Here is a 21,423-nt window from a genome sequence, read left to right as displayed (position 1 = left end):
ATTGACTGGGAAATATTAAAGACAGGACGGTTTAATGGTAGATAGAATTGAAAAGATCGGCGGATCTATGATACAGCATGGGAAATATAGTGACAGAGTATACTTAATCAAAATATGTAAAAAAGACTATCCTATAATTATAGATAAAATAGACAAACTGGCAAAGTTAAATAACTATTCAAAAATTTTCATTAAAGCACCTTCATGGGCAAAACAGGGGTTTGAATCAAATGGATATAAGATAGAGGCTTTTATCCCTAACTTTTACAATGGTATTGAAGATGCATTTTTTATGGCGAAATATTTGTCCACGGCCAGGGAAACGATATCAAATCAGGAATTGCTCGATAAAATCATTGAAACTGCTAAAAATACAGAGCCAATTAAAATCGAAGGCTTAAGGCTGGATAATGATTTCACTTTTGCTAAATTAGAACAAAAAGATTCAAAAGAGATGTCGGTACTTTATAAAAAGGTATTTGAAACCTACCCATTTCCTATTCATGACCCGGATTATGTAGCTTCCACAATGAACGAAGATTTTATATACTTTGGCATTAGGCATAACGGCAGATTGGTTGCAGTTTCATCTTGTGAAATGGACGTAAAATCAAGCAGCGTTGAGATGACGGACTTTGCAACTCTTCCGGAATACAGGGCAAAGGGGCTTGCCTCCTTTTTGCTGATGAAGATGGAAAGCGAGATGAGCAAAAAGGGGATAAAGACTGCATTTACGATCGCCCGCGCAGTGTCTTACGGCATGAATATTGCTTTTGCCAAGCATAAGTACGTCTATGCCGGAACGCTTAAAAATAATACGAATATTTTCGGCGGAATAGAAAGTATGAACGTATGGTACAAGGCTCTAGAGGGTAAAACATAAGACATTGTTTACTTATATAATTGATTTATAATAATCCAAGCCATAAGATTTAAGAATGGGTTGGATTATTTTTATTGATGCGCGTGCTTTTCAACCTAAATATAAAGCCCGTTAAAGTCACGTTTTTATAGATAACTAAAAAGGCAAAGAACGATTTTTGACCTTTTATGCTATAATAAACACAAATACACGATAAACCGCAGGAGTTTTTGATGTTTATTGCCGATCTTCATATCCATTCCAAATATTCGAGAGCTACAAGTAAGGATTGCATACCAGAAATGCTTGATCTATGGGCACGGCGCAAAGGCCTTGATCTTATTGGGACAGGGGACTTTACCCATCAAGCCTGGCGGGAAGAGTTAAAAGAAAAACTTATTCCGGCCGAAAATGGGCTGTACACTTTAAAAGACGACCTTCGTAAAGAGGATAATATTTTAGGGAGCTTTCCTAAACCACGTTTAATTGTCTCAGGCGAAATCAGCTCTATATATAAAAAGAACGGAAAGGTACGTAAGGTACACAATCTGATACTTCTTCCCAGTTTAGAGAGCGCAGATGCACTCTCACACCGGCTTGAGGCCATTGGAAATCTGCATTCAGATGGCAGGCCGATTTTGGGGCTAGACAGCAGAGATTTGCTGGAGATAACTCTAGATGTATGCCCAGATGCCATATTTATTCCTGCGCACATCTGGACACCGCACTTTTCTTTGTTTGGAGCGTATTCCGGGTTTGATACTATTGAGGAATGTTTTGAGGATTTAACAGGTTATATTAACGCGCTTGAGACAGGGCTTTCATCAGACCCGCCTATGAACTGGCGCGTATCCGCGCTTGACCGTTTCACATTGGTTTCAAATTCAGATGCCCATTCGCCGGCGAATCTCGCACGTGAGGCAAACCTTTTAACACGGAACTTTCCTATCCACATATTTTAAAGGCACTTAAAAATCGCGACACAGATGAATTTTTTGGGACTTTAGAGTTTTTCCCGCAGGAGGGAAAGTACCACTACGACGGGCACCGAAACTGTGGCATATGTCTAAAACCGGCCGATACTGTAGCTGCATCGGGTATATGCCCCGTATGCGGACGCAAAATCACTCTTGGAGTGCTTCATAGGGTAGAGTCGCTTGCAGACAGGGAAGAAGGATTCATACCACATTCGGTAAAGCATTTTGAAAGCATAATACCATTGCGTGAGGTGATTGCAGCATCTATGGGAGTTACTTGCGCAAGCAAGAAGGTCCTAACAAGAAACGATGAACTGATATGTACCTTAGGCCCGGAGCTATTTATACTCCGTGAAGCCAAGATTAGCGATATAGAGTTAAAGGCGGGAGCGATAGTTGCTGAAAGCATCCGCAGAATCCGCGCCGGAGAGGTTACAGTTCTGCCAGGGTTCGACGGAGAATATGGGAAGGTAAAAATTTTAGATAAACATGAGATAAGCCTGTTTACTGGGCAGTTGTCTCTTTTCGAAGATGAGAAGGATACTACTCGAGGAGTAAGAGACGTTAAAGAACAAAAAAATACTATTAATAAACCCCTTACGGAATCTAAATCAGCAAAATGCCTGCAACAGGAAGAAGAGGGCACTTTAGCTAAAGACATATACAGCGGATTAAACGAAAAGCAGAATGAAGCTGTCTTCGCAGACTATCCGGCTATCGCAGTAATAGCCGGGCCGGGGACCGGCAAAACACGTACACTTGTTACACGTATAGCACGCCTCGTTAAGGAAGGCATACCCCCAAGAGATATTACTGCCGTAACCTTTACAAACCGGGCAGCTGATGAAATGCGCACCCGCCTTAGTTCATATTTAGACGATAAACGGATGGTAAAATCCATGAATATAGGGACGTTTCATTCTATCTGCCTTAAGCTGATGGGAAAAAACGGTAAGGAACTCCCTGCAATCATAGACAGACGGGAAGCTCTCACCATTCTTTCGGATATTTTAGAGGATTTTAAAATAAAAGCATCCTTGCGGGACATTCTAAACGGGATTTCCCTTATAAAAAGCGGAGCTATTTCGCCGGAGGAAAGCCCAGTTCCGCCCGGTGTTTATGAAAGGTACTGTGAACTACTCTTACAGTATAGTGCCCTTGATTACGATGACATTTTATTAAAAGCGCTTCACTTGTTTGAGGGTGAGAACCTGGGGAAAAAAGAGGAGAAGAAAATTGAAAATGCCTTTACCTATCTTTTAGTAGATGAGTTTCAGGATATAAACCCCGTTCAATACCGGCTGATTAGGGCATGGAGCAAGAATAGCAAAGAAGTCTTCGTTATAGGGGACCCAGACCAGTCTATTTATGGGTTCCGGGGGTCCGATTCGCATTGTTTTGAACAATTTTTCAAGGATTTTTCCGGAGCCAAGCAAGTTTGCCTCACTGATAATTATCGCTCTACGTCTGAGATTTTAAAATGTGCTAAATCCGTTTTGTCAGAAGAAAGCATGAAAGAGACACTAAACGCATACAAAGGCAGCGGTTCCAAAGTACGCCTTTTAGAGGCATTAAGCGATATAACAGAAGCAATATTCATTGCGAAAGAAATAGACCGTATGGTCGGCGGGATAGATATGATCGGAGCACATACGTCTACCATTAAAGGAAGAGAGGTGCTTTCAGGGCAAATAAGGAGCTTTTCTGATATTGCATTGCTTTACCGTACCAACCGCCAGGCTGAGATTTTAGAGCAGTGCCTTAGAAAAGAGGGTATTCCGTACTCTACGGCTGGGAGAGATGAGTTTCTTTCCGGACTTGAAGTACGCAAAACAGTTGCCTTTTTCCGGTTTTTGTTAAATCCTGAAGATACACTGTCTTTAAGGCTATGTCTTAAAGAGTGGTACGCCTGCACAGGCGACAGCATTAAGCAACTTCTTGATGGTTACGAAAAAGAGGGAAAAAGCGTTGCCACTCTTTTAAAACTTATTGATGGGCTGCCTTCTTCACTTGAAAATTTAAAAGGATTTTCTGAACTGCTTTTAAAATATGAACCTCTTGTTCTAAAGAAGAAGCCTAAAGAGCTGATAAGCTCATGGATTGACGATAATGGCCTTAATGAAGATAAGGATATGCAGTTGTTTTTAAACATGGCCGTATTACATGAAAAAATGCCATCTTTACTTACAAACCTTTTGATAGGAAAGGAAAGCGATGTAGTATATAGTTCTAAGAATAGTTATTCTCCAGATGCGGTTTCACTAATGACACTTCACTCGGCAAAAGGCCTTGAATTCCCAGTTGTATTTGTGGCTGGTGTAAGAGATAAATGTATACCATTGAAAAACCACCATGGCGAATATGATTACGATGAAGAAAGGCGATTACTTTACGTAGGTATGACAAGGGCGGAAGATGAACTAGTTATTTTAACCTCTAAAGAGCAGTCCCCATTTTTGACTAAGCTACCATCAGACCTTATATTGAAAGGGGTCACCATACAACGCTCAAAAGAAGCGGAATCAAAGCAAGTCAGCTTTTTTTAACGTGTAGCATGGGTTTAGATATTATATTTATAAGAAAAGCACCTCGAACTAGTTGTCAGGTGCTTTTTTTGTTGCGAGCCCTTACAATGTTTACCCAAATACAAGTATAATTTTATAATTTCTATAGCAGCGTTCTTTAATATAGGAATCGTATAAAATAAACATACATACAATTAATATATGATTTATTGCTGATTTGGTCATATGCCATAGACCAAATTCTTTTGATAGTTTGTTAACGCTTTAAGCGTAAAAAGGAGGTTATAATGTCTGAAAACTACTATAAATTTGATTTAATGCCATTACCATATGGTTATAGCGCATTAGAGCCTTACATAAACACTCAGACTATGCAGGTCCATCACAATAGACTTTTAAGGGCCTATGTAGACAAGCTGAATGCAACTTTAGTTAACTATCCTAAATTACAAAGGCTGAGTCTAGAGCAAATGCTTGAAAATATATACGTCATACCTCTTGGTATAAGGACCCCGGTTATAAATTTTGGTGGAGGGGTATTTAATCATAATTTCTTTTTCAATTCATTAAACCCGGGGACTATAGAAAATACACCTGTAGGCAACCTTAAAAGAGCCATAGACCGTAAGTTTGGATCGTTTTGGGAATTCAAAAAAATGTTTAAAGAAAAAGCAATGTCAGTATTTGGCTCAGGCTGGATGTGGCTTGTTAAAGATTATAAGGGTAATCTTATTTTTGAACAAACAGCAAATCAGAATTCTCCCATATCTTTGGGACATATACCCATCATCGTGCTAGATGTTTGGGAACATGCGTATTTCTTACAATATTTAAACCTAAGAGACGAATACATAGACAATTGGTTCAACGTAATAAATTGGTATAGAGCTGATGAGATATACACAGGTAGTTGACAGGGCAACTGCGGCCAATTACGGGCAGTTTACCGTTCTGATTTTCATTGCCGTCCTTGTCCGTTAGCCGGTATTGGAACGGGCGTTAACTGATTAGTGCAAAAAGAGACCGTGTTTATACGTGAAGGATTGGGTCGGCATAGATGGTCTAAGGGTGTCAAAGCTTGCGTACATTGACAATACTATGATTTCCTGTATAATGACGTTGGTAACTATATTTTTTGGAGGATTTAATACACCTTATGTGTGCTTCGATTCGGATTCGTTAATAACGCGTACGGAATAAGAAGGGGATAGATGTCCTTTCTTAATTCGTACGCCTTTTTTCGGCCAAATGAATCGAAAGAGGTGTATTTTTTATGTCCAAAAAAAGAAGCGGCGGGGAAAAACTGCCACTTTGGGTGTCTCAAAACTTTTTAACAAGTTATCAGACTATTAAACGGGTGCTTTGCAGGTGTACCCTTAGCACAAACGATCATGTCATCGAAATTGGCCCCGGTAAAGGCCATATAACCCAGTTACTTATGGAAAAATGCCGGGAGGTAACGGCTGTTGAGATTGACGAAAGGCTATATAACAAACTTCTAGCAAAATTTAGAGGCACTGAAAACCTGTGCATTTATAATCAGGACTTCTTGAAATGGAAACTTCCCGTTTCTGGCGCGTACAAGGTTTTTGCTAATATGCCTTTTTGTCATACTACTGCAATCCTCCGTAAGCTAACGGAAAGCAAGAATCCGCCAAACGAAGCATGGCTAACCATGGAAAAGGGTGCAGCCAAGCGTTTTATGGGGAAACCACGTGAAACGCTAAAGTCGCTTATGCTAAAGCCATTGTTTGATTTAGATATTGTCTACTACTTTCTTCGGGATGATTTTCATCCAAAGCCCGGTGTGGATATCGTCTTATTTCACTTAAAGAAGAAAACACAGCCCGATATATTGCCGGCTCAATGGCGAGACTATAGGCATTTTATTACAAATGCCTTTGAATGCAACGCAATAGGGCTTCGAAATATGTTTACCAAGAAGCAGTTCGCGAGGGCTTGCCGGGAGGCAAATATTTGTGACTTTGCAGCCGGTGAAATTTTATACGTGCAGTGGCTTTGTCTTTTTCGGTGCTATTGTAATCATGTACTTGGCATAAAGGCATGAGGTTTAAAAATATGTTTAAAAGCCAACTATACTTTATTTAGAGTGACAGGGCAGTCGGATTGCTTGACTTATTAAAATCATTCAAGATATAGCAAAGGCCCGTGTAGTCCATGGAACTACAGGGGTCTTTTAATGGCGTAAGTGTTCATAAGGAAAAATTAATCTACTCATTTAGCACGTATTCTCAATGACTAATTTATTATTTGGTAATAATTTACTTGCTTAGCGCTTTCACCGGCTTGGCTTCGATATAGCCGCGATAGCCTTCGGGGTTTAGCTGAAATCTCGGCGCATTATCATTCGCCCATTCATACCCGTATAATGTAGGGTCATACTTGTCAATATACTCCTGCAAGCTGACGATTTCCTCTTCAAAATCTTCATCTTTGAAAGGCTGACCTTGAAAAATCATCATCTTACATGGCGGCAATGTAATCATATCAAAACCGTCAGGTATTTCGCCATCGTAGTCGACGGATACCTCAACACCTTGCGCATATTCCGAAGTGCCTTCAGGGCGAAATTTCTTTGGCAGCCACATTCCTATTGGCTCGTATAGTGCATCTTTAATACTGGTTAATAATCCCCATATGTCACAGCCAACTTCTTCGCAATACTCAAAATAATGAGTTGCCTTTTTCCCGCGTTTTAGAATTACCTTTCTTTCGGGGCGTTCAATAACTTGCACAAAAATTGTATTCACATTTTTGGTGTCCATACGTTTTGCTCCTCTCGTTTTGTATTTGTATTGGTCACGGGCGGAATATGGCATGAACAAGGTTATAGGTTTTGGCTTTCTTTTGTATCTATACGGAGTTATGCCAAACTCTTTTGAAAAGGCTCTTGTAAAGCCTTCGTGAGAGTCAAAAAGGTAATCAAAAGCCACGTCGATTACACGTTTATTTCCGTCGCGTAAGGTCAGCGCCGCTTTTGACAGACGTAAAGCCCTAATATACTCAAAGGGGCTTTTGCCAACGATTTCCCTAAATATTCGGGTGCAATGGAAAGGGGAATACCCCGCGTACCGGGATAATTCCAAAAGCGTAATCGGTCTGGTAATATGTTCTTCAATATACTTTTGCATACGGCTTACCGCTTCAACTTGTTCAATGTTCTCCATTTTTTACCGCCTTGAATACAGTATGCGAGAGTATACGCGCAAAATCTTGACCGTGATTGCTAATATGCTAAAGCAAATACAAAGCATTAAAAAATATACCGTATAGAAAAACATCTGATTATTGCAAAAAAGCATGTCAATCACAGCGACAGGTTTGAATTATCAACTAGTATGCTCCTCTAACAATGACGCGAAATCAATACAAAATTGCATATCTTTTAGACCCAGCGTTACCTTGTAATATCGTCGGATTCTATTTACCTCGGAGACCTTGCCAAGCATAGCCGATGCATCCGCACCGGCGACGTCTGGAACACACCTATATCCGGCTTCATAAAAAGCTTTTGCGGCTACCGGGCCCACGCCGTTGATCCTTATAAGGTCACAAAGACAAAACAGTTCATCTGACATAGACTGTTTATGCTCAAAATAGTCTTTTGATGTTTTAAGCCCTTTCTCGTTTAATTTTTCAATCAGTAAAGGATCGATGCCAGGAAAGCTCGCCAACGGGACAGGTTTTTGTTCCAGACTTCCAATTTCCCTTTTGAGGATCACAAAATAATTCTCCGGTATGCCAGTGTTATCAGCAAAAGCCTTGATTTTTACAGGAGTAGAGAGAAATTTTTTAAGCTGTGCAACCGTCTTAATGCCTTGGCATTCAAATAAAGCAAAATTATTATCAATATCCTGCCATAGTATCCTGCGTCCGGGCAATAGATTTTGCTTTTTCAGCAGCGCTTTATATTCCTGAACGGATAAGCACTCTAAGTCTATATTATATTTCACACTTTTTCTCCTTTTATATTATATGCAAAAAATTTTGGAGTTCAAATTCCTATGTGACTATATGACTAGATAATCAAATTATAGCAGACAAGGGAACGGAATAAAATATATGGAACTAAAAACAGGCCGACATAGATTGTCGGCCTGTTTTGTCATTATGAATACCCGAGGTGTTTTTTAGAGTGGGACGAGTGTTCATAAAGACAAAATTGGAACCCGCATAAAAAAGGTTTTCGGCATCAGGCAAATGAATATTATACCACTATATGCGCTGAACGAACCGACAAATTGGAAGTTGTAGTTTATCCTTATACCGTTAAAGGAAACTCACTGTACAATAGAATGGATGTGAATATAAAATTCTTCCTGACTTGGCTGGTGTCTTTTCTCCAGCCTTTCCAAACCCTCGTCATAGCGCTCAGCTTCTTGTTCGTCTATCTCAAATACAGGACTTTGATAGTAAACCCATTTTCTCCCGTCCAAGACATCCGGCTTGAGTTCTTTTACCATCATTGCCGCAGGATATGTCCCATTTTCAAGACAAACATTGTACTTTTTGCAACTTTTAAAGCCTCGGCTTACGTAATTATTCGGGTTTCCAAATATTACAATCACATCATAACCAAGTGCAGCCGCCCGTTCAAAGGAAAACTCCATTAATTGTTTCCCGTACCCTTTTCTCTGATATTCCGGCAAAATGCAAACCGGACCGAAAGTAAGAATGTCTTTTTCTTCCCCAGACTCATCAATTAGTTTTGTTTTCGTATACATGATATTCCCGATGATCTCATTATCAACCTCGATCACCAGATCCAACTCCGGTAGAAAATCTTTGTGGGATCGCATAACATGAACTAAATAGTGTTCGTTGCACCCCGGAATATATAAATTCCAAAAAGCCTTCCTTGTGATTTCTTCTACTCTCTCGTAATCTGTTTCTTCTTCATTCCTAATCTTAATCATTTTGTTTATTTATAAGCCTCCGATAATTTTGTGCCTTCTATTATGGCTATCTGCTCAATAAATTCCTGTTTATCTATGTTTGCTTCAATTATAACAGAGCGAAAAGCAGAATAATATACGTGTAAACAAAAACAGGCCGACATAGATTGTCGGCCTGTTTTTGTCCTTACGAACACCCGAGGTGTTTTTTAGAGTGGTACGAGTGTTCATAAGGACAAGCTCGGGAAGCCTTATGAAATAAAGGGTTTTTGGCATCAAGCAAATGAATATTACAGTATTTTTCCCATACAGATAGAATCCGACATACATCTGTATGGTCCGTAATTAGGGATTATGCAATAGCCGATAGTTTTGTATAATCTCATTGCCGCAACTAATGGCTCGCCACATTCCAACACAAATTTTTTATAGCCCTGCGCCTTCGCGCTTTGTTCCAGCAATTCCATCATCTTTTTTGAAATACCCTTTCCGCGGTATTCTTGTTTAATGAATACGCGTTTAACCTCCGCTGTTTCGTTATCATAATGCTTAAAACTTGCACAAGCGACAGGCGTATCTTCATAGTATGCCACAATAGCATTATGAATTTCCTCTAAGCGATTATGTGGAATATACTGTAATCGTTTTTCCTCCCCGCCAACCAAATCATTCAGGAATGCATCCAATTCATGGCATAATTGAATAAAGACCGGGTCGAACCCGTTTGTATATTCGTATCTCATATGATTACCTCGTTGAGTACAGTTTATTTACAGTCGATATCAAAGAGATTATAACATATTTATTACTGAATAAGAAAGAGACCCAAACAAAAACAGGCCGACACATCGTCAGCCTGTTTTTGTCCTTACGAACATTCGTTGGTAAACTGCTCGCACATAAATCCGAACCCTCAATATCCGCTTTTCGTCCTCTTTCATTTTGAGAAAGCAGGCTTACTGCTTTCTTAAAATTGGGGTTTCCAAAGGGGGATAAATCCCCTTTTGGCACACGACTTTACGTAACAAAGTGTAGTGTGTTATACCTTCGCTGTCAGCATGGATGTATTTCAATCTTCTTTATCATCTTTCTTATTCACTTTCTTTATTACCGCTACAACTAACGTAGCAAGCAACCCGACAGCGGATACTACAAAAAGTATCATCGCAGAATTGTCGTTGGGGTTTTCCGCAACTTGTGAAGGAGATTGTCCAAATAAGTTAATTGCGGCCATTGCAAGTACTATTGCAAAAATAATCGAAAGAATTAAGGTTATTACGGTTTTACGGTTTTGAGCTTTTGGAGGAAGATATGCGTTAAAAGCAATTAATCTAACAAGATAAATGCTCATACCAGCCATAATGATGACCATGACATTAGCAGGGTAGTTAAGCCACCTGATTCCTGCTCCGTAAAGGCCGCAATCAAATAATAAGGCATAGAACATTAACATAAACATTTGGTTCCCTATACTATTACGTCGTTCCCTTTGCATTTCGTCCAGACCGTTTTTATTATTTTTCATTATCAGCATCCTCCCAAAAAAGTTGGTCAAGCGTTTTCCCAAGTGCTTTGCAGATAGCAATACAAAGTTTTATTGAGGGATTGTAATCGCCTTTTTCAATGGCATTCATTGTTTGACGTGCCACTCCGACGGCTTCCGCAAGGTCTTTTTGTGATATGTCTTTGGCGGCTCGTGCGGATTTTATCCGCAGGTTTTTGCCCATTCCTACCACCCCCTGGAAGCATAGTAACATAATAAAGACGTAATGTCAATTATATAAGACAATAATATTTATATATATGACATATAGGGATGAATAAAAGACTACATTTTGCTTATATGTAGTCTTGAAGTTACGTTATATAGAATCTGCGATTATTCGCATTTTACGGTTATATAACACAAATCCGAACCCTTCGTCAATCGAAAAGACTGGTGAGCGGTTCGGATTATGTTGCGTTTGGTGCGGATAACAGGACTTGAACCTGCACGGGTTTGACCCCACTAGAACCTGAATCTAGCGCGTCTGCCAGTTCCGCCATATCCGCGTTTTAAAAAAGCCGCAAAGCGACTTTTATGTGGTGGAAGGGGGTGGATTCGAACCACCGAAGTCGTCGACGGCAGATTTACAGTCTGCTCCCTTTGGCCACTCGGGAACCCTTCCATGAAAACATTAAGTTGTTACCTTATCAAAATAATAGAACAAAATCTTACTATAATAAGCTTTGTTCACAACGGTATTGTAAACGATGGGGACAGCTATTGTCAAGTGGAAAATAGAAGTTGCCAAAACATTTGCCAACAGAAATTTTATTACTTTATTATTTAAATTTTGGATAAGCGAGGTATTAACTAATAAGGTTATTCATATATTTTAACTGACAAGTGGTTTTATATTAAAAAATGTCTGGAGGTTAGTATATGGAGGCGTACAATATCTACAAGGATATAGCCAAGAGAACTCATGGAGATATTCTTATTGGAATAGTAGGGCCGGTCAGGACGGGAAAATCTACATTTATAAAAAAGTTTATGGACTATTTCGTACTGCCGAATGTAAGCGATATAAATGAAAAAGAGCGTGTAATAGACGAGATGCCGCAGAGTGGCGCCGGCACTATGATAATGACTACCCAGCCAAAATTTGTGCCGAATGAGGCGGTAAACATAGATGTAGGCGAAGACGCTAAGATGAGAGTCAGAATGATAGACTGTGTCGGATATATGGTAGACGGTGCAAGAGGCCACATGGAAGAGGAAGGGCCGAGGATGGTAAGGACGCCATGGTATGACTATGATATACCGTTCGAGGATGCAGCGGAAAAAGGCACGAGAAAAGTAATAAGCGACCATTCGACTATAGGCATAGTCATGACGACAGACGGGACTATAACAGAAATACCGCGTTCAAGCTACGTCAATGCAGAGGAAAGAGTGGTAAACGAGTTAAAAGCGTTAAATAAGCCTTTTATGATAGTTTTAAATTCTGCAAATCCCGAAAGCAACGATGCGCAGAAACTAAGAGATGCATTAAGCGAAAAATACGGTGTCACGGTAATGCTTTTAAGCGTTCTTGATATAGACGAACAGAGCATAAAGGATATATTAAGGGGAATTCTGTTTGAGTTCCCAATAAAACAAGTAAACATAAACTTTCCGGGATGGGCGCAGGCGCTATCCGATGAACATTGGCTTATAAAAGATATGATTTCCAACATTAAAAAGGTATTTGGAGATTTGAAACGGGTACGCGATTACAAAAAGGTCATGTCTGCATTCGATAATGCCGAATATGTAACAGATAATACCATGGGAGAGGTATTCTTAGGCGAAGGCAGGATAAATATCGATCTTGATTTTGATAATGCTCTATTCTACAAGGTTCTAGGGGATGAGTGTGGATATGAAATAAAAGATGATTATCACCTGGTTTCCATGATAAAAGGGCTCACTGCTGCCAAAAAAGAATATGATAAGATGGAGCAGGCGCTTTCAGATGTCCGCCAGTGTGGTTATGGAATCGTTACCCCTTCTCTAGATGAGCTGACACTTGATGAACCGGAAATCATAAAGCAGGGCGGGCGGTATGGAGTCCGTCTTAAGGCGTCTGCGCCAGCATTCCATTTCATACGTGTGGATGTGAAGACAGAGATATCACCGATTATTGGTTCAGAAGAACAAAGCGAGGACATGATCCAGTACTTAGAAAGCGAATTTAAAGACGATCCGGATAAACTCTGGAGCACTAATATATTTGGTAAAACCCTAAACGAGCTGTTTACAGATGGGCTTTCCAGCAAACTAAACAATATGCCTGAAGATGCACAGATAAAGATACAGGATACCTTGCAGAAGATAACAAATGAGGGAAGCGGCGGGCTTATATGCATATTGCTTTAAAAACGCTGAAAAATGGCTTAAAATCAAAAAAAGCTTGAAATAATAATAACTGTATGGTAATATTTATTTGCATATCTACAAGTAGCAAGGAGTGGGGAAACCCACTCCTTATAATTTGACTATTAAATGGAGAAATTTGATTGAGCAAAAAAATTGAAAAAATAGTAGAGGGTATAGCAAAGCCTATAGTTGAGTTAAGTAATTTAGAATATGTGGATTGTGAATACCTTCTTGAAGGCAAGGAAAGGCAGTTAATTATCTATATAGATAGTGAAAACGGAGTAACTTTAGATGATTGCGAGAAGATTTCTCTTAAGGTCGAAGCTGTTTTAGACGAATTAGATCCTATTGAAGAATCATATTGTCTGTGTGTCTCTTCGCCGGGATTGGACAGGCCGCTTAAAACGGAAAGAGACTTTAATAAAAATATCGGCAATGAAGTTGATATACATCTTTATAGGTCAATAGATAAAGTTAAGGATTTTAAAGGAATTCTTACGGGATTTGGCGAAGGGAAAGTGAAAATTAAAACAAAAGGCAAAGAAATCTCATTTGATATTAAAGACGTAGCAGCCATTAAGCTGCATATAGATTTTTAATTTGGAAGGGAAACAGAAAAAATGAATGATAATCTTATAAGCGCGTTTGAGTTGCTTGAAAAGGAAAAAGGTATAAAAAGGGAAGTACTGGTAGATACGATACAGACTGCTTTAATTTCTGCATATAAGAAAAATTACAATACAGAAGGACAAATAAGCGTAGACCTGGATGAAGAGACAGGAGATATCCACGTATATGCAGAAAAAGATGTAGTTGAAGAAGTTGAAAACGAAAACAGCCAAATAAGCCTTGAAGAAGCAAAAAAAGAAAATGAAGCTTATGAAGTTGGAGATTCGTTTAAAATAGAAGTTACACCGAAATCTTTTGGAAGGATAGCTGCGCAGACCGCAAAACAGGTCATAGTACAACGTTTAAGGGAAGCCGAAAGAGACGTGGTATACGAAGAATATGCCGAACGCGTAAATGAGATAGTTACAGGTGTTGTGCAAAAGACAGACAGGTCCGGAGCAATAGTTGAGATAGGCCGTGCTGAGGCACTGCTTCCGGCGCAGGAAATGCTTCCAAACGAGAGGCTCAATATAAACGACAAGGTAAAAGTATTTATATTTGAAGTAAAGCGTGCCGTAAAAGGCCCGCAGATAACAGTATCAAGGACGCATCCGGGGCTGGTCAAGCGCTTGTTTGAAATAGAAGTCCCTGAAATTGCTAAAAATGTCGTCTTAATAAAAAGCATAGCAAGAGAAGCAGGCCAGAGGACAAAGATAGCAGTATATTCCGCAGATGAGCACGTTGATGCAGTTGGTGCATGCGTAGGCCAGAAAAAGACGAGGATTGAGCATATAGTAGAGGAACTTAATGACGAGAAGATAGATATTATACTGTGGAGCGCAGACCCGATGGAGTTTATAGCTAATGCGCTTAGGCCGGCAAAGGTTATAATGGTACAAATTAATGAAACCGAACATGCTGCAAAGGTTATAGTTCCAGACAGCCAATTGTCTCTTGCAATAGGAAGAGACGGGCAAAATGTACGTCTTGCTGCTAAACTTACAGGGTGGAAAATAGATATAAAGAACCAGCAGGCGTTAGAGGAACTTTATAAGAATAAACAGGAAGATGAAGAAGAAACGGAAGAAGAATTAGAAGAGGAATTAGAAGAAATAGAAGAAGAAATAGAAGAAGACGTGGATTTATCTGAAGACGATGTGGAAACAGAGGAAGAAGACGATACAAGCAAAACAGAATAGGTTATATGGTTATGAAGAATAAAAAGATACCAATTCGTATGTGCGTAGCCTGCCGCTCTCCGCTACCAAAAAAGGAAATGCTTAGGATAGTGAAGACAACTGAGGGGTTAAAGCTAGATTTAACAGGCAAAATGCCAGGGCGCGGTGCATACATTTGTTCTGAAATAGAGTGCCTTGAGCGGGCAAAAAAAATAAATGCATTTGAGCATGCGCTTGAAGGTAAATTGACAGAAGAGCTTTTTGCCGAAATAAGAAGAGCAATACTTAGGCGGAGAATTAATTTAGATGTATAATATGCTGGGGCTGGCTTCCCGGGCGGGGAAGTGTGTATTTGGCCAGGAGGCGTTTTTAAATGCGATTCGCGCGAAAAAAATAGCCTTAGCGGTATTATCCGAAGATGCTTCGGATAATACCAAAAAGAAAATAAGGAATGCATGCGAATACTATAATATTAAATTATTGGAGCTTAAAACAGACATGCTTGGGCAAAGCGTTGGAAAACCCGGAGTAAAAGTTGTCGGGATAATAGATAAAATGATGAGTAATGCAATTTTAAATAAAATAAAAGATTAAGGGGAGGATATCGGCGAAGCCGCCGGAAATGGTTGATGAATAACGTAAAGGTTGTTGATTTGAACAAACAAATATCAGTGAAATCTGAGGAACTGCTTGAAAAACTTATATCTTATCAGGCCGAGGTACAAAAAAATCACGCTGTATTAAAGAAATTAGAAGTGGACATGTTAAAGGCGATGCGTGAAGAAAAACAAAATGAGCTTGAAAAGAAAGCTGTAAATATCGATGAAAAATCTGCAGATGCTAAGGCAGAGCAGCCGCATGTAAAAAAAGAGGCGGCTAAGGCAAAAGAAGAGGCAGATCTAGAAGCCAAAGCTCCTAAAAAAGAAGAAAAAATAGCTGCCGGGGTTAAGGCAGGCGATATTAAAGTTGCCAAAAATACGGAAAAACCAACAGCTGCGGAAACAAGCAAGCAAAAAAGCGAACCTCCAAAAAGAACTATTTCAAGCGAAAAAAGCAACCGAAACGAAACAAGAAACAGCACCTTTAACGATAAGAACCTAAATTATAGAAACAATTCCAACGTTAAAAGAAATGAAAACATTAGAACAGAACGTTTTTCTCAAAAGCAGGATAATAGGCAAAGTAGTGACCGCTCTCCACGTCAATTTAATAATAATAGATACGAAAAGAGAGACGGGTTTACCCCGCGTCCGCAAGGGCCAAACAATTATAACAATGCGCGTGGCACTTTCAATAAGGACATGAACAAGGACGATGATTTTAAGGCTCAAGAAAGACGACCGGTTAAAAAAACGCGGCCGACATCCAACGATATTCCGGTTATGGAGGTAAAGAAAAATACCAGCCATTTGTCTAAAAAGCAAACAAATAAAAAGCCAGAAGATGATAATAGGAACAAGAGCAGGAAATCAATTATAAAAGAACGTATATTTGAATACGACGATGAGCGTATGGGTTCAAAGAAATTTAAGCCCAGAAAAGAAAAACAGGTAATAATGCCAGAACCTATAAAGATAGACCATGCTATTATATCAACAGAGATGGTGTCGGTTAAGACTTTGGCGGAGAAAACAGGCAAACCTGCAGCAGAAATAATAAAAAAACTTTTTCTCCTTGGCATAATGTGCACTATAAATTCAGAAATAGAATTTGAGACTGCACAGCTCGTATGTTCGGATTTTGGTATAGATTTAGAGTTGAAACTTGAAAAGACAGCGGAAGACTCGCTGATAGATGAAGACAGGGAAGACAGGCCGGAAGAATTAAAGCGCCGTCCTCCAGTTGTAACTATTATGGGCCATGTAGACCATGGCAAGACTTCGCTTCTGGATGCGATAAGAAGTTCGCGTATAACGGAACAGGAAGCGGGCGGAATAACACAGCACATAGGAGCATACAGGATAAAGGTTAAAGACAACTACATTACGTTTTTAGATACTCCGGGGCACGAAGCCTTTACAGCCATGCGTGCGCGTGGTGCACAGGTAACGGATATTGCGATTTTGGTTGTAGCAGCAGACGATGGTATAATGCCGCAGACTGTTGAAGCGATAAACCATGCCAAGGCTGCCGAAGTACCTATCATAGTTGCTGTAAACAAGATAGATAAGGAAAATGCAAATATAGATCGTGTAAAACAGGAACTGACAGAACATGGCCTGGTTTCTGAGGAGTGGGGAGGAGATACGATAGTCGTACCGGTATCCGCACTGACACACGAAGGGCTAGACAATCTGCTCGATATGATACTTTTGGTAGCAGATGTTCAGGAGCTGACTGCAAATCCGGAGCGTATGGCAAAAGGAACTATAATCGAGGCACGGCTTGACAAAGGAAGAGGCCCTGTTGCTACAGTATTAATACAAAACGGAACGCTTAATATAACTGATACAGTAGTCGCCGGTACTGCATATGGCAGAGTGCGTGCTATGGTCGATGAAAATGGTAAAAATGTAAAATTAGCTTTGCCCTCTCAGCCGGTTGAGGTTATAGGTTTTTCAGAGGTGCCGCAGGCAGGGGATATATTCTATGCTGTTAAACAGTCTCTCTCCCGCCAGGTAGCAGAGGAAAGGCGAGACAGGCAAAAAGCGGATATGCTTAAAAATATTGCAAAGGTATCGCTTGAAGACCTCTTTTCACGCATATCAGAAGGCAGTATAAAGGATCTTAATATAATTGTAAAAGCAGATGTTCAGGGTTCTGCCGAGGCTGTATCGCAGTCTCTTAAAAAGATTTCAAACGACGAAGTCCAGGTGAAGATAATCCACCAGGGCGTTGGTGCGATACAAAAGACGGACGTAATGCTTGCTTCTGCCGCAAATGCGATAATAATAGGTTTTAATGTGCGCCCTGATAACACGGCAAGGGAAACGGCGGAAAAAGAAAACGTAGATATAAGGCTTTATAGAATAATCTATAACGCTATTGAAGACATAGAAAACGCTATGAAGGGAATGCTAAAACCAGTATTTGAAGAAGTTATTACCGGCCATGCGCAAGTAAGGACTTTATTTAAAGTCTCCAATGTAGGTACCATTGCAGGATGTTACGTTACAGATGGTAAAATACAGCGTAACTCAAAGGTAAGGCTGCTTAGGGACAATGTAGTAGTCTACGAAGGGGAAATATCTTCACTTAAGCGTTTTAAAGATGATGTCAAAGAAGCAGTATCCGGCTATGAATGCGGAATAACGCTTAACAATTTTAACGATATAAAAGAAGAAGATGTAATAGAAGCATTTGAAATGCGGGAAATGGCACGTTAGAAAGGGAAATACATGCCAGCAGACAGGATTATAAGAATAGCACAGGAGATGAAAAAGACACTTTCAGTCATAATATCTTCTGAAATAAAGGATCCGCGTATCTCACCGATGACAAGCGTCATGAAGGTGGAACTTACGCGTGACCTTAAGTATGCAAAAGCCTATGTCAGCGTTTATGACAACGATGAAGTAAAGAAGTCTACGATTGAAGCACTAACACATGCGCAAGGATATATAAAGAAGCTTTTAGGCGAGCGCATAGACATGCGCCGTATGCCAAGCATAAAGTTTATATTAGATGATTCAATAGATGCAAGTATTAATATCGCTAAAATCTTAAAGGATATTGGGGTAAGTGAGGAAAAGTGAGCGATCTAAAATATCTGATTAAAATGATAAAAGATGCCGATACAGTATTTTTGGTAACCCATATAAACCCTGATGGCGACGCACTTGGTTCGACTTTTGCACTTTGCTATGCACTTAAATCTATCGGGAAAACAGTTATTTGCGCTTGCGACGGAAATATTACGCAACGTTATCAGACGATTTACAAAGAAGAGCAGGGATTTTTGTTAGAAAAAGTAGGCGAGGGATTTGACTTGGCTATTGCGCTTGATTGCGCTGATAAAGGAAGAATTGGGAGCTTTGCAAGCGCTTTTTACTCAGCCAAAAAGACGGCTAATATAGACCATCATATGACTAACGACAACTTCGCAGATATAAACATTGTAAAGAACGCTTCATCAACGGGAGAAATAATATACGAGCTTTTGACAGAGGCGGATATTAGCATAACAGAAAAGATTGCACAGAATCTATATATTGCAATGGTATCAGACACCGGAAACTTTTCATATTCTAACACTACAAAAAAATGTTTCTTATATACAGCAGAATTGATAGGCAAGTTCGACCATGAAGGCACTGCGAGGTTGTTATTTCATACGAGGACTTACGGCAATACCAAAATAATTGAGCTTGCAATAAGGAATTTAGAACTTTTTTACGATGGTAAAGTTGCGATAATACACTTAAGCAAAAAAGAAATTGCCTCTTGCGGCGCAAATACAGACTATGACGCCATAGTAAGCTATGGCATAGAGATAGATACGGTTATAGCATGTGCGTTTTTACGCGAGCAGGAACCAGGGCTTTACAAGGTAAGTTTAAGGTCTAAAGGCGATGTTGACGTTGCTAAGTTATCTTTGAAGTTTTCCGGAGGCGGGCATAAAAACGCAGCAGGATTTAGTTTGGCTGGTTCGCTTAGCGATGTAAAACAACAGGTGGCATATGAGCTTTCTCTTATTGTAAATAAGGACAGTTGATGAACGGTATCATAAACGTATTAAAGCCTCCGGGCATGTCTTCGTCTGGAGTGGTTGTATTTCTAAAAAGGCTTTTAAACATAAAAAAGATAGGGCACACGGGCACTTTAGATCCTGGAGCTGCAGGGGTTTTGGTTATATGTTTAAATCGTGCTACGCGCCTTTTTGATATTTTCATGGATGAGGAAAAGGAGTATATAGCTGAAATCAAGTTCGGCATATCGACAGACACTCAAGACCTATATGGATATATCACCGGCAGTAGTGAAGCCATAGCAGGCGAAAATCAGCTGCTGGATATCTTGCCTAAATTCACGGGCGAAATAGAACAGATAACGCCGATATATTCGGCGGCAAAGCAGCAAGGGAAACCCCTTTACAGCCTGGCAAGGCAAGGGCTTGATATCAGGGAGAAAAAAAGGCTGGTTACAATAAGCGGTATTGAATATCTAGGCAAGACAGGGCACAATAGATTTTTACTAAGCGTTAAATGCAGCAAAGGTACATATATAAGGACGCTTATCTCAGATATTGGTGAGAAAATCGGTATTCCGTCTGTTATGTCGTTTTTGCTAAGGACAAAGTCCGGTGAGTTTTATTTAGACAAAGCATATACGATTGATGAACTGAAGGGATTAGCATCTGAAAAAAGGATACAGGATGCAGTGATTAAGCCGGAAGATGCTCTTTTAAAGTTTAGGGCGGTAAATGTTACGAAGTCAGAAGCTGCAAAGTTAAAAAACGGCTGTACCATAGTATTTTCGGGATATACCGAAAGCGAACGAGTTAGAGTATTCTGTGATGGCTCGTTTTTGGGGCTTGCTGATGCAGTTGATGGCAATTTGAAGATTATAATCCATTTGGGTGAGGTGGAAGACAATTAAAGTTACAAATGACGTAAAGGATATTGAATGTAGTAAGGTAGCGGTGGCATTAGGGACCTTTGACGGGATGCACATAGGCCACATGGAGCTTATAAAAACACTTAAGGAAAAGGCATGTGAGATAGGGGTAAATACCCTTGTATATACTTTTTCTTCCGTTCCTGCGGAGTATTTTTCAAAAGGTAATATCAGGCTGTTTACCGTAGAACAAAAGTTAAAAGCATTTGAAAACCTTGGGGTAGACTGTGTGCTGCTAAATGAGTTTAATAAAGAATACGCGCAAAAAACGGCAGAACAGTTTTTTAATGAACTGACACATAATTTAAAAATAGGCCTTTTGGTAGCAGGTGAAAATTTTACGTTTGGGCATAAAAAACAAGGCAACTTTGAAATGCTGAAAAAAATGAGCGAAAAAGCGGGTATCCCTATCATCTGTTCAAAGAGCGTTTATTCAGACGGTGAGTTGGTCAGCAGCACGCGTATAAGGAGCCTTATATCTAAAGGAGACGTATTTACTGCGAATAAGCTGCTGATGAATCCTTATTCAATGTCAGGCATCGTCGAAAACGGGCAGAAGCTGGCGACTAGCCTGGGATTTGCAACGGCTAATATTGAACCAACGTTCAAAAAGGTAATGCCGAAATTAGGCGTCTATATAACAACTGTGAACGTCGATTCAAAAGAGTTGCTATCCATTACCAATGTAGGCATAAGGCCAACAGTTGCTAAAAAAGATGAAGTTATTATAGAAACCCATATTTTAAATGCATCTCCGAACCTTTATAAAAAGGAAATAACAGTTTCGTTTATAAAGAATTTAAGGGGAGAAAAAAAGTTTAGTTCTGTAGAAAAATTAAAAAAACAAGTTGAAAGTGATATAATAATAGCAAAACAGTATTTTAAAATTTAATTAT

At 39.7% G+C, this 21,423-nt stretch carries 22 protein-coding genes and 2 tRNA genes; 16 read left to right on the top strand and 8 right to left on the bottom strand.

The genetic code is table 11. From position 1 onward, the window contains the following. The first annotated feature begins 34 nt into the window (after positions 1-34). The 6 genes from ablB (at position 35) to erm (ending at position 6,432) form a co-directional block, all read left to right on the top strand. The gene (ablB, locus tag R2876_01215; protein ID MEZ4357242.1) at positions 35-883 is read left to right on the top strand and encodes a putative beta-lysine N-acetyltransferase; all 849 of its coding nucleotides are present in this window, start codon (positions 35-37) and stop codon (positions 881-883) included. A gap of 212 nt (positions 884-1,095) precedes the next feature. Next, positions 1,096-1,824: an endonuclease Q family protein gene (locus tag R2876_01210; GenBank protein ID MEZ4357241.1), complete on the top strand. Its 729-nt coding sequence runs from the start codon at positions 1,096-1,098 to the stop codon at positions 1,822-1,824. A gap of 173 nt (positions 1,825-1,997) precedes the next feature. Next, positions 1,998-4,385, top strand: coding sequence for a UvrD-helicase domain-containing protein (locus R2876_01205; GenBank protein ID MEZ4357240.1), 2,388 nt, complete (start codon positions 1,998-2,000; stop codon positions 4,383-4,385). A gap of 266 nt (positions 4,386-4,651) precedes the next feature. Beyond that, the gene (locus tag R2876_01200) at positions 4,652-5,278 is read left to right on the top strand and encodes a superoxide dismutase (protein MEZ4357239.1); all 627 of its coding nucleotides are present in this window, start codon (positions 4,652-4,654) and stop codon (positions 5,276-5,278) included. A gap of 121 nt (positions 5,279-5,399) precedes the next feature. After that, positions 5,400-5,564: a hypothetical protein gene (locus R2876_01195; GenBank protein MEZ4357238.1), complete on the top strand. Its 165-nt coding sequence runs from the start codon at positions 5,400-5,402 to the stop codon at positions 5,562-5,564. Between the two features lie 73 nt (positions 5,565-5,637). Beyond that, positions 5,638-6,432 (top strand): 23S ribosomal RNA methyltransferase Erm, encoded by a 795-nt coding sequence (erm, locus tag R2876_01190; GenBank protein MEZ4357237.1) that lies wholly within the window; start codon positions 5,638-5,640, stop codon positions 6,430-6,432. A 214-nt stretch (positions 6,433-6,646) separates the two neighbouring features. Here the strand turns inward: erm and R2876_01185 are convergent, their stop codons facing one another. From R2876_01185 to R2876_01150, 8 genes are all read right to left on the bottom strand, one after another. Then, positions 6,647-7,552: an AraC family transcriptional regulator gene (locus R2876_01185; protein ID MEZ4357236.1), complete on the bottom strand. Its 906-nt coding sequence runs from the start codon at positions 7,550-7,552 to the stop codon at positions 6,647-6,649. A gap of 162 nt (positions 7,553-7,714) precedes the next feature. Next, the gene (locus R2876_01180) at positions 7,715-8,338 is read right to left on the bottom strand and encodes a helix-hairpin-helix domain-containing protein (protein ID MEZ4357235.1); all 624 of its coding nucleotides are present in this window, start codon (positions 8,336-8,338) and stop codon (positions 7,715-7,717) included. Positions 8,339-8,665: 327 nt separating this feature from the next. Beyond that, a complete protein-coding gene (locus tag R2876_01175; protein ID MEZ4357234.1) occupies positions 8,666-9,301 on the bottom strand; it encodes an N-acetyltransferase in 636 nt (211 codons plus the stop codon). 269 nt (positions 9,302-9,570) lie between these two features. Then, on the bottom strand, positions 9,571-10,023 hold the full coding sequence (locus tag R2876_01170; protein ID MEZ4357233.1) for a GNAT family N-acetyltransferase: 453 nt from the start codon (positions 10,021-10,023) through the stop codon (positions 9,571-9,573). Positions 10,024-10,349: 326 nt separating this feature from the next. Next, positions 10,350-10,727, bottom strand: a complete 378-nt coding sequence (locus R2876_01165) for a hypothetical protein (protein ID MEZ4357232.1) — start codon at positions 10,725-10,727, stop codon at positions 10,350-10,352. Positions 10,728-10,794: 67 nt separating this feature from the next. After that, on the bottom strand, positions 10,795-11,007 hold the full coding sequence (locus tag R2876_01160; GenBank protein ID MEZ4357231.1) for a helix-turn-helix transcriptional regulator: 213 nt from the start codon (positions 11,005-11,007) through the stop codon (positions 10,795-10,797). A 238-nt stretch (positions 11,008-11,245) separates the two neighbouring features. Further along, positions 11,246-11,332: transfer RNA gene (locus R2876_01155), tRNA-Leu, on the bottom strand. Positions 11,333-11,363: 31 nt separating this feature from the next. After that, positions 11,364-11,448, bottom strand: a tRNA-Tyr gene (locus tag R2876_01150). 257 nt (positions 11,449-11,705) lie between these two features. Between R2876_01150 and spoIVA the strand changes: the two genes are divergently transcribed. The 10 genes from spoIVA (at position 11,706) to R2876_01100 (ending at position 21,419) form a co-directional block, all read left to right on the top strand. Then, positions 11,706-13,184: a stage IV sporulation protein A gene (gene spoIVA, locus R2876_01145; protein MEZ4357230.1), complete on the top strand. Its 1,479-nt coding sequence runs from the start codon at positions 11,706-11,708 to the stop codon at positions 13,182-13,184. Positions 13,185-13,324: 140 nt separating this feature from the next. Continuing rightward, on the top strand, positions 13,325-13,783 hold the full coding sequence (rimP, locus tag R2876_01140) for a ribosome maturation factor RimP (protein MEZ4357229.1): 459 nt from the start codon (positions 13,325-13,327) through the stop codon (positions 13,781-13,783). 21 nt (positions 13,784-13,804) lie between these two features. Next, a complete protein-coding gene (nusA, locus tag R2876_01135; GenBank protein MEZ4357228.1) occupies positions 13,805-14,992 on the top strand; it encodes a transcription termination factor NusA in 1,188 nt (395 codons plus the stop codon). 11 nt (positions 14,993-15,003) lie between these two features. Further along, positions 15,004-15,285, top strand: a complete 282-nt coding sequence (locus tag R2876_01130; protein ID MEZ4357227.1) for a YlxR family protein — start codon at positions 15,004-15,006, stop codon at positions 15,283-15,285. Further along, positions 15,278-15,565 carry a ribosomal L7Ae/L30e/S12e/Gadd45 family protein gene (locus R2876_01125; GenBank protein ID MEZ4357226.1) on the top strand — a complete coding sequence of 96 codons (288 nt, stop codon included), beginning with the start codon at positions 15,278-15,280 and terminating at the stop codon, positions 15,563-15,565. Before R2876_01130 ends, R2876_01125 begins: the two co-directional genes overlap by 8 nt. Before the next feature lie 35 nt (positions 15,566-15,600). Next, positions 15,601-18,297 (top strand): translation initiation factor IF-2, encoded by a 2,697-nt coding sequence (infB, locus tag R2876_01120; GenBank protein ID MEZ4357225.1) that lies wholly within the window; start codon positions 15,601-15,603, stop codon positions 18,295-18,297. A gap of 12 nt (positions 18,298-18,309) precedes the next feature. Then, complete coding sequence (rbfA, locus tag R2876_01115) at positions 18,310-18,666, top strand: 30S ribosome-binding factor RbfA (protein ID MEZ4357224.1); 357 nt, start codon at positions 18,310-18,312, stop codon at positions 18,664-18,666. Beyond that, positions 18,663-19,625, top strand: coding sequence for a bifunctional oligoribonuclease/PAP phosphatase NrnA (locus R2876_01110; protein ID MEZ4357223.1), 963 nt, complete (start codon positions 18,663-18,665; stop codon positions 19,623-19,625). Before rbfA ends, R2876_01110 begins: the two co-directional genes overlap by 4 nt. After that, positions 19,625-20,509, top strand: a complete 885-nt coding sequence (truB, locus tag R2876_01105; GenBank protein ID MEZ4357222.1) for a tRNA pseudouridine(55) synthase TruB — start codon at positions 19,625-19,627, stop codon at positions 20,507-20,509. Before R2876_01110 ends, truB begins: the two co-directional genes overlap by 1 nt. Next, the gene (locus R2876_01100; GenBank protein ID MEZ4357221.1) at positions 20,490-21,419 is read left to right on the top strand and encodes a bifunctional riboflavin kinase/FAD synthetase; all 930 of its coding nucleotides are present in this window, start codon (positions 20,490-20,492) and stop codon (positions 21,417-21,419) included. The genes truB and R2876_01100 overlap by 20 nt, the downstream gene beginning before the upstream one ends. The last annotated feature ends 4 nt before the right edge of the window (positions 21,420-21,423 follow it).

Source organism: Eubacteriales bacterium, assembly GCA_041390245.1.
Taxonomy (GTDB): Bacteria; Bacillota; Clostridia; order Christensenellales; family JAWKQI01; genus JAWKQI01.
The sequence above is the reverse complement of the archived record's forward strand: the minus strand, read 5'-3'. Positions and strand labels throughout refer to the sequence as shown.